The 12,091-nt window shown below is 71.8% G+C and carries 13 protein-coding genes and 1 tRNA gene; 10 read left to right on the top strand and 4 right to left on the bottom strand.

The window, feature by feature from the left end; genetic code table 11:
* Positions 1-91: 91 nt before the first annotated feature.
* On the bottom strand, positions 92-340 hold the full coding sequence (locus ITJ48_RS04400) for a WhiB family transcriptional regulator (RefSeq protein ID WP_055796236.1): 249 nt from the start codon (positions 338-340) through the stop codon (positions 92-94).
* A 182-nt stretch (positions 341-522) separates the two neighbouring features.
* On the opposite strand from ITJ48_RS04400, the gene ITJ48_RS04395 reads away from it, so the two are divergent.
* Positions 523-981 (top strand): hypothetical protein, encoded by a 459-nt coding sequence (locus ITJ48_RS04395; RefSeq protein ID WP_370544776.1) that lies wholly within the window; start codon positions 523-525, stop codon positions 979-981.
* Between the two features lie 40 nt (positions 982-1,021).
* Here ITJ48_RS04395 and bcp read toward each other — a convergent pair whose 3' ends face one another.
* Complete coding sequence (bcp, locus tag ITJ48_RS04390) at positions 1,022-1,492, bottom strand: thioredoxin-dependent thiol peroxidase (protein ID WP_192042036.1); 471 nt, start codon at positions 1,490-1,492, stop codon at positions 1,022-1,024.
* Positions 1,493-1,589: 97 nt separating this feature from the next.
* Between bcp and ITJ48_RS04385 the strand changes: the two genes are divergently transcribed.
* The 4 genes from ITJ48_RS04385 to ITJ48_RS04370 all read left to right on the top strand — a co-directional run bounded on the left by ITJ48_RS04385 (position 1,590) and on the right by ITJ48_RS04370 (position 4,025).
* A tRNA-Lys gene (locus ITJ48_RS04385) sits at positions 1,590-1,662 on the top strand.
* 292 nt (positions 1,663-1,954) lie between these two features.
* Positions 1,955-2,647: an MSMEG_4193 family putative phosphomutase gene (locus tag ITJ48_RS04380; RefSeq protein ID WP_194612541.1), complete on the top strand. Its 693-nt coding sequence runs from the start codon at positions 1,955-1,957 to the stop codon at positions 2,645-2,647.
* Between the two features lie 44 nt (positions 2,648-2,691).
* On the top strand, positions 2,692-3,258 hold the full coding sequence (locus ITJ48_RS04375; protein WP_194612540.1) for a DUF3090 domain-containing protein: 567 nt from the start codon (positions 2,692-2,694) through the stop codon (positions 3,256-3,258).
* Positions 3,255-4,025 (top strand): SCO1664 family protein, encoded by a 771-nt coding sequence (locus tag ITJ48_RS04370; protein ID WP_194612539.1) that lies wholly within the window; start codon positions 3,255-3,257, stop codon positions 4,023-4,025. The genes ITJ48_RS04375 and ITJ48_RS04370 overlap by 4 nt, the downstream gene beginning before the upstream one ends.
* A gap of 24 nt (positions 4,026-4,049) precedes the next feature.
* On the opposite strand, the gene ITJ48_RS04365 is transcribed toward ITJ48_RS04370, so the two are convergent.
* Complete coding sequence (locus ITJ48_RS04365; RefSeq protein ID WP_194612538.1) at positions 4,050-5,597, bottom strand: amino acid permease; 1,548 nt, start codon at positions 5,595-5,597, stop codon at positions 4,050-4,052.
* A gap of 499 nt (positions 5,598-6,096) precedes the next feature.
* Between ITJ48_RS04365 and ITJ48_RS04360 the strand changes: the two genes are divergently transcribed.
* The 4 genes from ITJ48_RS04360 (at position 6,097) to ITJ48_RS04345 (ending at position 9,807) form a co-directional block, all read left to right on the top strand.
* Positions 6,097-7,413, top strand: a complete 1,317-nt coding sequence (locus ITJ48_RS04360; protein ID WP_194612537.1) for a glycine betaine/L-proline ABC transporter ATP-binding protein — start codon at positions 6,097-6,099, stop codon at positions 7,411-7,413.
* Positions 7,410-8,363, top strand: coding sequence for a proline/glycine betaine ABC transporter permease (locus tag ITJ48_RS04355; protein ID WP_194612536.1), 954 nt, complete (start codon positions 7,410-7,412; stop codon positions 8,361-8,363). The genes ITJ48_RS04360 and ITJ48_RS04355 overlap by 4 nt, the downstream gene beginning before the upstream one ends.
* Before the next feature lie 107 nt (positions 8,364-8,470).
* A complete protein-coding gene (locus ITJ48_RS04350) occupies positions 8,471-9,376 on the top strand; it encodes a glycine betaine ABC transporter substrate-binding protein (RefSeq protein ID WP_194612535.1) in 906 nt (301 codons plus the stop codon).
* A gap of 194 nt (positions 9,377-9,570) precedes the next feature.
* Positions 9,571-9,807 (top strand): hypothetical protein, encoded by a 237-nt coding sequence (locus ITJ48_RS04345; RefSeq protein ID WP_194612534.1) that lies wholly within the window; start codon positions 9,571-9,573, stop codon positions 9,805-9,807.
* A gap of 31 nt (positions 9,808-9,838) precedes the next feature.
* Here ITJ48_RS04345 and ITJ48_RS04340 read toward each other — a convergent pair whose 3' ends face one another.
* The gene (locus ITJ48_RS04340) at positions 9,839-10,672 is read right to left on the bottom strand and encodes an alpha/beta hydrolase (RefSeq protein ID WP_370544775.1); all 834 of its coding nucleotides are present in this window, start codon (positions 10,670-10,672) and stop codon (positions 9,839-9,841) included.
* Positions 10,673-10,733: 61 nt separating this feature from the next.
* On the opposite strand from ITJ48_RS04340, the gene ITJ48_RS04335 reads away from it, so the two are divergent.
* A complete protein-coding gene (locus ITJ48_RS04335; protein WP_194612532.1) occupies positions 10,734-12,005 on the top strand; it encodes a mechanosensitive ion channel family protein in 1,272 nt (423 codons plus the stop codon).
* Positions 12,006-12,091: the final 86 nt, after the last annotated feature.

The following is a 12,091-nucleotide window of genomic DNA, read 5'->3' as shown; positions in this document are numbered from 1 at the left end:
CTGACGTGCCGGGCGAGACGGCTCGCAGGGCCGGACACGACGAGGCCGGCTCCCCGTGGGGGAGCCGGCCTCGTGGTCGTCCTGCCGTCGCCTAGCTGGCGCGACGGGCGCGGGCGGCGCGGCGCTTCAGCGCTCGGCGCTCGTCCTCGCTGAGCCCGCCCCAGACGCCGGAGTCCTGACTGGTCTCCAGGGCGTACTGCAGGCAGGTCTCCGTGACCGTGCAGCGACCGCAGACGGTCTTGGCCTTGTCGATCTGGTCCACAGCGGGGCCCGTGTTGCCGACCGGGAAGAACAGCTCCGGGTCAGCGGTCAGGCAGGCGGCTTTGTCACGCCAATCCATCGATGGGTACTCCTTTGGGTGCTGGACCGGGCACGTCGAAGCGCCGGGTTCCGGTGGGGGGAAGAAAGCCGAGAGACTTCGATTCATTGGGAGGCGCGCACCACGACGTACGCGTCACTTCGACCTCGAATATGGTCGCATACTGGAACCGCCAGATCAAGGATTCTCAGGAGGGATCGAGCGTGACCGAGCAGTCCGGAGACACCCCTCCCGAGAGGACAGGTCGTTCTGCGACACCGTCGCGTCCCGCCCTCTTCTGGCTGCTCGTCCTGCTGCTCGCGGCCGAGGCCGCGCTGCTCGCCGTGGCGACGGCGTACCTGCTGATCGAGATCCTCACGGTGCAGCCGGACTCCTACGCGGCCGCCGCGGCGATCCTGCTGCTCACCCTCCTCGCCGCGATCTGGCTCGGCGCCATCGTCGTCGGCGCCCTCCGTGGCCGAGGCTGGATCCGGGGAGCCGCGATCGTGTGGCAGGTGCTGCAGATCGCCGTCGGCGTCGGCAGCCTGCAGGGCACCTTCGCCAACCCCTCCGTGGGGCTGTGGCTCATCGTGCCCGCCGTGCTCGTCGTGGTGCTGCTGCTCGTCCCCAGCGTCGTCGCCGTGACCTCCGCACGCGACGACGCCCCGCCTCGCACCTACTGAAACGGCGCGGCAGGGCGGGGCGAGGCGTCGTCGGGAGGGCTCAGTCGAGGCCGAGCTTCTTCCGCAGCGACGCCACGTGGCCCGTCGCCTTCACGTTGTACAACGGGAGCTGCACGACGCCCTGCTCGTCGAGCACGAACGTCGACCGGATCGTGCCGGTGACGACGCGGCCGTAGTTGTTCTTCTCGCCCCAGGCCCCGTACTCCTGGTGCACCGTCAGCTCCGGGTCGGACAGCAGGGGGAAGTTCAGGCCCTGCTCGTCCTTGAACCGGCGGAGCGCCTCCGGGGCGTCCTTCGACACGCCCAGCACCTGGTAGCCCGAGCCCGCCAACGAGTTGATGTTGTCGCGGAAGTCGCACGCCTGCGTCGTGCATCCCGGCGTCGACGCCGCCGGGTAGAAGTACACGATCACCTTGCGACCCGCGAAGTCCGACAGGGAGACGGGCGCGCCCGACTCGTCGTCGAGGGTGAACGGAGGCGCCGCGGCGCCCTTCTCGAGCTTCGTGGACATGGTGCTCCGATCTCGCGGCGCGCAGGGGCGCCGGTGGTTCTCATGGGGTCGATTCTCATGCTAGAGTCATTCCTCGTTGCGCCACGCCGCGCAGCACGCACCTCTAGCTCAATTGGCAGAGCAACTGACTCTTAATCAGTGGGTTCTCGGTTCAAGTCCGAGGGGGTGCACCGACAAAAATGGGTCCCCCGTGTTCGAAGCTTCGCTTCTTCGCGGGGGATTTTTTCGACGCCTTTCGTCGCCTCCGGCGACGTGCGGCTCGGGCCGGGCGGTGCTGAGACTCGTGGCCGCCAGGTGCTGGTGCGTCGGGGGTCGGGGCGGCGCTTCGCTGGCCCCTTCGGCGAGAGATGGGTCGGGCGGCGCTTCGCTGGTCCCCTTCGGCGACAGGTGAGTCGGGCGGCGCTTCGCTGGCCCCCTTCGGCGACGGTGGGGTGGGGGCGGGGCGGGGCCTAGGGTGGCGGGATGGCGACTGTTGTGGTGGTGCGGCACGGGCGGACTACGGCGAACGCGACGGGGGTGCTCGCGGGGCGGACTCCCGGGGTGCTGCTCGACGAGGTCGGGCGGCAGCAAGCCGCGGCGACCGGAGCGCGGCTGGCCGTGGTGCCCTTCGCCCGGGTCGTGACCTCGCCGCTCGAGCGGTGCCGGGAGACGACCGAGGCCATCGTGGCGCAGCAGTCCGCCGACGCCGCCTTCGACGTGCTGGTCGACGACGCGATCACCGAGTGCGACTACGGGGACTGGCAGGGCCGGCCCCTCTCGGAGCTCGCGGGCGAGGACCTCTGGCAGACGGTCCAGCGCCAGCCGTCGGCCGTGACCTTCCCGGGCGGCGAGACGATGTCGGGCATGCAGCACCGCGCCGTCAGCGCCATCCGCGCCCACGACGCCGCGGTCGAACGTGAGCACGGCCCGGGAGCCGTCTGGCTCGCAGTCAGCCACGGCGACGTGGTCAAGTCCGTCCTCGCCGACGCGCTCGGCGTGCACCTCGACCTGTTCCAGCGCATCTCGGTCGGACCGGCGTCCGTGTCGATCCTCCGCTACGGCGCGCACCGCACCGACGTCCTCGCCACCAACACCGACGGGGGCGACCTCAGCTGGCTGCGGGGCTCGGCGCCGAGCGCCGACGCCGCGGTCGGGGGAGGCGCGGGCACCGTCTGAGAGCCGGCCCGGACACCCGTCCGCACCGCTCGTAGGATGGCCCCATGCCCACCATCGTCCACGGGTTCGACTGGCCCGACCGCGTCGTCGTCGGCACCGTCGGGCTGCCCGGAGCCCGCACCTTCTACCTCCAGGCCCGCGACGGCCGACGCGTCGTCAGCGTCGCCCTCGAGAAGGAGCAGTCCGCCGTCCTGGCGCACAAGATCGACGAGATCCTCGACGAGGTGCGCCGCGTCGAGGGGAACCCCGCCAGCGTGCCCGAGACGACACCTGACGAGCTCGTCGACCACGCGCCCCTGGACCAGCCGGTCGAGGCCGAGTTCCGCGTCGGCGCCCTGAGCCTCGGCTGGGACCCGTCCACCGCCCAGGTCGTCGTCGAGGCCTACCCCCTCGCCGATCCCGGCGACGACGACCTCGACGTCGACCTCGATGCGGACGAGGCCGTCGAGCCCGTCGAGATGATGACCCTGAGGCTCCCCGTCGGCACCGCCAGGGCCTTCGCCGCCCGCACCCTCGAGGTCGTGGGCGCCGGCCGTCCGCTCTGCCCCCTCTGCGGTGCGCCCATGGACCCCGAGGGCCACGTCTGCGCCGTCCCCGGCGACTCCTGGTGACGACCGGGCCCGACCTGGTGACGGGGGAGCTGACGCTCACGGGCCGGGTGACCACCGCCTCCAACGCGACGTTCGTCGGCGAGATCGAGGGCGTGGTCGTCGTCTACAAGCCCGTCGCGGGCGAGCGCCCCCTGTGGGACTTCCCCGACGGCGACCTCGCCTCCCGTGAGGTCGCCTCCTGGCACATCTCCGAGGCGCTGGGCTGGGACGTCGTGCCGCGCACCTGGCTCCGTGACGGACCGCTCGGCCCCGGCATGGTGCAGCTCTGGTGCGACGTCGACCCCGAGCAGGACGCCGTCGACCTGCTGCCCTCGGCAGACGTCCCGGACGAAGGCTGGCGCACGGTGCTCGAGGGCCTCGACGAGGACGACGAGCCGGTGGCGCTCGTCCACGAGGACTCCGCCGCCCTCCGCCGGATGGCCGTCTTCGACGTCGTCGTGAACAACGCGGACCGCAAGGGCGCGCACGTCCTGGCGATGCCGGACGGCCGACGGCACGGAGTCGACCACGGCCTGACCCTGCACGTCGAGCACAAGCTCCGCACCGTCCTCTGGGGCTGGGCCGGCGAGCCCCTGACGAGCGACGAGCTCGACGGCGTCGCCCGGGTCGAGCGGCAGCTCGGCGGCGAGCTGGGGGCCGTCCTCGGCGGGCTGGTCACCGAGGCCGAGCTCGCAGCCCTCCAGGCCCGGTGCGCCCGCCTCCGGTCGACGGGCGCCTTCCCCGAGCCCGAGGGCCAGGCGCCCGCCGTCCCCTGGCCGCTCTTCTGACCTCGGCTGCCCGAGCGCCGCGGGCTAGTCCTGTCCGCGGTCGTCGCGGGGCAGCTGCGACGACGCGTCGCGACCGGTGACCGGGTAGGGGCCCGTCATGCCCTCGCGCAGCCGTGCCGCCGCGAGGATGCGGTCGCGCTGGAGGTGCCAGCCGAGCACCAGCAGCGGGATGATGACGACGAGCGACATCACGGTGAACGAGCCGATCGGCCAGTCGATCGCCATCAGCACGACGACCGCGAGCAGGAACGCCAGCGTCAGCCAGCTCGTCACGGGCGCGCCGGGCAGGCGGAACGACGGCTCTTCCGCCTTGCCCTCCTTGGCCCACTGCCGCAGCCGCATCTGGCAGAGGATGATCGTGCCCCAGGCCGTCAGGATGCCGAGCGAGGCGATGTTGAGGACGATCTCGAACGCCGTGTTCGCGCCGACGACCGCGTTGAGCACGACGCCGAGCAGGGTGATGCTCGCGGTGAGCAGGATGCCGCCGAAGGGCACGCCGCCCTTCGACATCTTCGTCGTGAACTTCGGCGCCGACCCGTTCATGCCCATCGAGTGCAGCACCCGACCGGTCGAGTAGAGGCCGGCGTTGAGGCTCGAGAGCGCGGCGGTGACGACCACGAAGTTCATGATCGAGCCGGCCACCTCGCCCACCTCAGGGCTGCCGATGCTGCCGAAGAACGTCACGAACGGGCTCTGCCCGGCCTCGTACGACGTGTAGGGCAGCAGCAGCGACAGCAGCACGAGGCTGCCGACGTAGAACACCGCGATGCGGATGATGACGGTGTTGATCGCGCGGGGCACGACCTTCTCGGGGTGCTGCGTCTCGCCGGACGCCGTGCCGACGAGCTCGATCGCGGCGTACGCGAACACCACGCCCTGGACGACGATGACCGCGGGCAGGATGCCGTTCGGCAGGATGCCGCTCGCGGCGATCACCGACCAGCCCGTGTCGATCGACTCTCCGCCGCTCGTCACGGGGAACGACGCCGCGAGCCACACGACGCCCACGACGAGGAACACCACGAGGGCGGCGACCTTGATGATCGCGAACCAGAACTCCATCTCGCCGAAGACCTTGACCGCCAGCAGGTTGACGGACAGCACGACGGCGAGCGCCACGAGGGCGAGCAGCCAGTCCGGGGCCGAGGTGAAGGCGCTCCAGTAGTGCAGGTAGAGCGCGACGGCGGTGACATCGACGATGGCGGTCATCGCCCAGTTGAGGAAGTACATCCAGCCGGCGGCGTAGGCGGCCTTCTCGCCGAAGAACTCACGGGCGTACGAGACGAACGAGCCCGAGGAGGGGCGGTGCAGCACGAGCTCGCCGAGGGCCCGCAGGATGAAGAAGGCGAAGACGCCGCAGATCGCGAAGACGATCGCGAGCGCGGGGCCCGCCGAGGCGAGACGGCCGCCGGCGCCGAGGAACAGCCCCGTCCCGATCGCGCCGCCGATGGCGATCATCTGGAGCTGGCGCGGCTTGAGGCCCTGGTGGAACCCCTCCTGCTCGTGCGAGAAATCCTGGGGGACGTGGTCGGGGGCGGCGTCGCGGCCGCCCTCGTTCGAGGGACTCGTCATGGCACGACCGTAGACCCCCCGGTGCACGATGTGCACGCTCCCTGGCCGCGGTGCGCGAGACGAGGAGGCGCGGGTCGGTGCGTGCAGGCTCTGTAACGATGGGGTCTCGATCGTGATCCCCGCAGGCACAGGCGACACGCCGCGACGGGGGACGTGTGCGGTCCCCCGCGAGGGGGTCGGCGACTTGGTCGTCACGTGTCGTCCACGCTACCGTCGTGTCGACCCGGTCACCCGGGTCCGTCATCATCAGGACGCGCTGCCGCCGGCCCCCACGACCACCGGGCCGAGGCGACGTACGGTCTGGTGGCGCCGGCGCCGGTCCCGTGATCGGCCCAGCGGGGTACAGGTTCGCGAGGCAGACCAGGCACGACGCCGGTCAAGCGCCGCTTGAGCCGGTCCGTCCCGCACGTGCCGTCGACCCGTCCGCCCGACCTGGACGCCGCCGACGGCTCCGGCCCGAGCGGCCGGACGCCCCTCTCGGCGTGCGCATGGAGAGCCCGTGACCACCACCCCCGCAGTGCGAGCCCGGAACCTGTACAAGGTGTTCGGCCGCCGCCCCAAGGACGCCGTGACCCGCCTGGAGGCGGGCGCCACCCGAGCCGAGGCCGCGTCCCTCGGCACGGCCGCCGTCATCGACGCCTCCTTCGACGTGCAGCCCGGCGAGATCTTCGTCGTGATGGGCCTGTCCGGCTCCGGCAAGTCGACGCTCATCCGGATGCTGAACGGCCTGCTCGAGCCCACCTCCGGCTCGGTCGAGGTGGGCGGGTCGGCGATCTCCGACGTGCCCGCCGCACGGCTCCGCGAGGTGCGACGCCAGAACGTGTCGATGGTGTTCCAGCACTTCGCGCTGCTGCCGCACCGCACCGTGCTCGACAACGTCGCCTACGGCCTCGAGGTCCAGGGCGTGACGAAGGCCGACCGCCTGGCCAAGGCGAGGGAGATGACCGAGGTCGTCGGCCTCGGCGGCTGGGAGGACAAGCTGCCCTCCGAGCTGTCGGGCGGCATGCAGCAGCGTGTCGGCCTGGCCCGGGCGCTCGCCGCCGAGACCGACATCCTGCTGATGGACGAGGCGTTCAGCGCCCTCGACCCGCTCATCCGACGCGAGATGCAGGAGCAGCTGCTCGAGCTGCAGGCGACCCTCGGCAAGACGATCGTCTTCATCACCCACGACCTCAACGAGGCGATGTTCCTCGGCGACCGGATCGCCGTCATGCGCGACGGCCGCATCGTGCAGATCGGCACGCCGGAGGACATCCTCACCGACCCGGCGAACGACTACGTCGCCCAGTTCGTGCAGGACGTCGACCGAGCGCGGGTGCTCACCGCCTCGAGCGTGATGGAGCCGGCCCGCGCCGTCGTCCAGCTGACCGCCGGCCCGCGGGGCGCGCTCCGCACGCTGCGTGACCTGCAGACCGCGGCGTTGTTCGTGCTCGGCCGCGACCGCACGCTGCTCGGCTGGGTGCGCGACGGCCACGTGATGCGCCAGGTCAAGGCCGCCGACACCGACCTCGCCTCGATCGTCAACGCCGAGTTCGCGAAGGTCGGCCCCGACGCCGCCCTCGTCGACCTCTTCGAGCTGGCCGTCGAGAGCCCGCTGCCCATCGCCGTGGTCGACGACCGCGACCGCCTGATCGGCGTCATCCCGCGCGTCACGCTGCTCGCCGCGCTCGGCGGGGTCGACACCTCGACGTCGCCGATCCCCGTGCTCGAGCCCGTCACCCGCTACTCCGAGAGCGAGCTCGACGAGACCCTCGCCTCGCCCGACGGCGTCCCGACCACGACCGCGACCGCGACCACCGAGGGAGCCCTCCGATGAACGAGTACCTCCGCATCCCCTTCGGCGACGCCGTCGCCGTCGTCGTCGACTGGGTCACCACCCACCTCGGCGGTTTCTTCTCCGTGATCCGCGCGATCGTGACCTTCTTCTACGAGTGGGTCGAGTACTTCCTCAGCGCGCCTCCCTTCTGGGCGGTCGTCGTCGTGATCGCGGCCCTCGCGTTCGTCGCGAAGGGCTGGAAGTTCGGCCTCGGCACGGCGGCCGGGCTGCTCTTCATCGGCACCCTCGGCCAGTGGGAGAACGCGATGTCGACCCTCGCCCTGGTGCTCGTCGCCGGCGCAGTGGCCATCGTGCTGAGCATCCCGCTCGGCGTGCTCGCCGCGAAGTCGTCGCTGGCCTCGCAGATCATCCGGCCCGTGCTCGACTTCATGCAGACGACGCCCGCGTTCGTCTACCTGATCCCCGCCCTGCTGCTGTTCCGGATCGGCGTCGTCCCCGGCATCGTCGCGACCGTCGTGTTCGCGATGGCTCCCGGCGTCCGCCTCACCGAGCTCGGCATCCGCGGGGTCGACAAGGAGGTCGTCGAGGCCGGCCACGCCTTCGGCTCGTCGCCCTGGCGCATCCTCCGCCAGATCCAGCTGCCCCTCGCGAAGCCGAGCATCATGGCCGGCGTCAACCAGGTCATCATGCTGTCGCTCTCGATGGTGGTCATCGCCGGCATGGTCGGCGCGGGCGGTCTCGGCGGCGACATCGTCGCGAGCCTCAACCGCATCGACATCGCCCTCGGGGCGGAGGCCGGCATCTCGGTCGTCGTGCTCGCGATCATCCTCGACCGGATGACGGCCGCCCTCGGCGCGGACCGTCGCGCACGGCGACGCCCCCTCCGCAGCGGTGCCGGCCGGGACGACGCTCCCGCCCCGTCGCCGAGCACCCAGGAGGCGCGCACCGCCGACAGCGAGCAGCCCGTCCCCGTGGGGGCCGGCGCGTGAGCCTGCCAGCAGGCACAGCGCCGCGGCCCACCGGCCCGAACACGGCCGCCAGCACCAGCACCAGCACCAGCACCTCGAAGTCACCGATCGTCCCCGGAAGGACACCCATGAAGAAGCGCACCATCGCCGCCTCCGTCGCCCTCGGCACCACCGCCGTCCTCGGCCTCGCCGCCTGCTCGCCCCCCGGCAGCTCGTCGTCGGCCGAGACCCTCGAGAACGGCGACGAGAGCGTCGTCGAGCTCGCCGTCTTCAACGGCTGGGACGAGGGCATCGCCGCCTCCTGGCTCTGGAAGTCGGTGCTCGAGGACGAGGGCTACACCGTCAACCTCCAGATGGCCGACGTCGCCCCCGTCTACTCGGGCCTCACCACCGACGACTACGACGTCGTGCTCGACACCTGGCTGCCGACGACCCACGCGGACTACGTCGAGAAGTACGGCGACGACCTCACCGACCTCGGCGCGTGGAACGACGACGCGAAGCTCGCGGTCGCGGTCAACGCCGACGCCCCGATCGACTCGATCGAGGAGCTGAACGCGAACGCGGACCTCTTCGGCGGCTCCATCGTCGGCATCGAGCCCGGCGCCGGCCTGACGACGGCCGTGCAGGACGCGACCATCCCCGACTACGGCATCGACGCCCTCGAGCTGCAGACCTCGTCCACCGCCGCCATGCTCACCGAGCTGAAGAGCGCCACCGAGGCCGGCGAGAACATCGCCGTGACCCTGTGGAGCCCGCACTGGGCCTACGACGCGTTCCCGATCAAGGACCTCGCGGACCCGAAGGGCACGCTCGGCGACGCCGAGGGAATCCACTCGTTCGGCGGCAAGAGCTTCACGGCGAACTTCCCGCAGCTGACCGAGTGGCTCGAGGGCTTCGAGATGGACACCGAGACCCTCTCGTCGCTCGAGAACGCCATGTTCAACAGCGGCGTCGACGGCAGCGACTACAGCGAGGTCGTCGACGAGTGGATCGCCGAGAACCAGGACTACGTGGACGGCCTCACCAGCTGACCCGCACCTCCTCGTCCCGCGCCCTGCGGGCACGATCGCGCCCCGTCCGGCTCTGCCGGGCGGGGCGTCGTCGTACCCCGACCCAGGCGTCCGCACAGGCGCACCACCAGGAACGCACGGCAGAGCCCCAGGGGACGACAGAGGAGGCGCGGGTACCGTCGATCGCGCACGTCCCCCACGAAAGGCACCACCCCGTGACCACGATCGCCGTCGAGCCCCTCCGCCGCAGTGCGCAGATCAGCACCCGGATCGTCTCCGGCGGGCTGGTCCAGGTGTCGACTCCCGACCGCGTCCTCGGCCACGTCCGCGACGAGGGCGGCGTGCACGTGGCCCTCAAGGGGCCGAACCCGGCCTGGTCGGAAGAGGTCGGCCGCTACGCCACGCTCGGCATGGCACTCGAGGCCCTGCGCCTTCGCAAGCGCTCCGTCTGACACGTCGACGGGACCGTCGGCGGCGGGGCCGTCAGTCGCCCACGCCCGCGAAGAACGACGTGAGCTCGCGGTCGATCCGTGACCGCGCCTCCTCGTCGCTGATCGTCGGCCTGCCGTCGCCCGGCTGGACGCCGTAGCTACCGAACTGCGCGTGCGCCAGTCCGGGGACCTCGACGACCGTCGCGTCGTCAGGGAGCATGTCGCGGTAACGCTCGATGTCGTCCGGCGTGCTGAGCCCGTCCTCGCCGCCGCCGAGGCTGAGCACGGGCAGGTCGTCGCGGCCCGAGAGGTCGGTCGTCGCGCAGTACGAGCCGAAGAGGACGAGGCCGTCGACGGCAGGGTCATCGGCGGCGTACTGGCAGGCGCGCACCCCGCCGAGGGAGTGTCCGCCCACGGCCCAGTTCGTCACCTCGGGCGCCAGGTCCGTGAAGTGCGAGAGCGGACGCGGGTCGAGGACGCCGAAGCCGAGCACCGGGCGCTCCACGACCACCGTGACGCCGGTGGCGACGAGCCCGGCGAGCACCTGCTCGTAGGCCTGCGGGTCGACCCGGGCGCCGGCGACGAAGACGAGGCCCTGGTCGAGCGCGGCCGTCCGCGCCGGGCGCATCACGACGACGTCGGGCCGGTCGACGACGTCGACGCGGGGGTCGTCCGCGACGGCGGCCAGCGAGGAGGCGGTGGCCGACATCGGCGTCTTGGCCCAGACGAAGAAGCCGGTCGCCACCAGGACGACCACGGCGAACAGCACCAGGGCCACGGCCTTCAGCACGCGACGCGTCTGGCTGCGCGGCGACCCGCGACGTCGGCGTCCGGGAGGTGACGAGGACGTGGCGTCGTCGTGACGGGAACCTGTGGATCGACTCACGGTCCCAGTCTGACGGCAGCGAGGTCGGTCGGGCGTCCCCCCGGTGCGACAGGGTGGACGGATGCCCTGGATCCAACTGCTCATCTCGGTGGCCGCCGCCGTCGTGCTCACCTTCGTCGTCTCCGCCGTGGTCGGCCTCGTCGTGGGGCTCGTCGCGAAGAAGAAGGAGTGGGCGAAGGCGCTCGTCGAGCGCATGCGCCGTCCGTTCCGGTGGACGCTGCTCGTCGTCCTCCTCACGATCGCGCTCCGCACCTCCCTGCCGGCCCTGCTCGGCTCCCCGTACGCCGGGGACGACGTCGTGGCGCAGCTGTTCCGCGTCGCCGTGATCGTCGTCGTGGCCTGGTTCGTCGGGGCCCTGGCCCTGTTCTTCGAGGACCTGGGGCTCGCGCGGTACCGCATCGACACCGCCGACAACCGGATCGCGCGGCGGGTGCGCACCCAGGTGCTGATCCTCCGGCGCCTGACCATGGTCGTGGTGGTCGTCATCGCGGCCGGCGCGATCCTGCTGGGCTTCCCCGGGGTCGAGGCGGTCGGCGCGAGCGTCCTCGCGAGCGCCGGGCTGGTCTCGGTCGTCGCGGGCCTCGCGGCGCAGTCCACCCTGGCGAACGTGTTCGCCGGGATCCAGCTCGCCTTCAGCGACGCGATCCGCATCGACGACGTCGTGGTGGTCGAGGGCCAGTGGGGCCTGATCGAGGAGATCACGCTCTCGTACGTGGTCGTGCACATCTGGGACGACCGCCGCCTCGTGCTGCCGTCGACCTACTTCACCACCACGCCGTTCGAGAACTGGACCCGTCGCAACAGCGAGCTGCTCGGCGCCGTCGAGCTCGACCTCGACTGGCGCGTCGACCCCGGCGCGATGCGCGACGAGCTCGACCGCATCCTCGAGCGCACCGACCTCTGGGACCGGCGCACGAAGGTGCTCCAGGTGACGGACGCGACCGGCGGCTGGGTGCGCGTCCGCGTGCTCGTCACCGCCAAGGACGCGGGCACGCTCTTCGACCTGCGCTGCCTCGTGCGCGAGGACCTCGTCTCGTGGCTGCACCGCGTCTCGCCGCAGGCCGTGCCGCGCACGCGCGTGCAGACGGTCGAGGCGGAGCCCGAGCCCACGACCCGTCGTCCCGCACGGTCCACCTCGGAGGCAGGCGGCCTCTTCTCGGGCGAGAACGCCGGCTCGGAGCGCACCCAGCTCTTCACCCAAGCGATCCCGATCCAGCGGGACGCCGACCCCGAGCCGCGGCCCTACGCCGCGACGATGGGCGCCGAGGACGAGCGCGACCCGCACGTCGACCGCTCGTTCGACGGCCGCCCGACCGGTCGCCCCGACCGCTGAGCCCGGTCCGTAGGCACGAAGGAGGCGCGCCCCCGGTCGGGGACGCGCCTCCTTCGTGCCCGTTCCGGCAGGTCAGCCGGCCGAGG

Source organism: Frigoribacterium sp. VKM Ac-2530, assembly GCF_015350835.1.
Taxonomy (GTDB): domain Bacteria; phylum Actinomycetota; class Actinomycetes; order Actinomycetales; family Microbacteriaceae; genus Frigoribacterium.
This window is presented reverse-complemented; position numbering and strand designations above follow the sequence as displayed.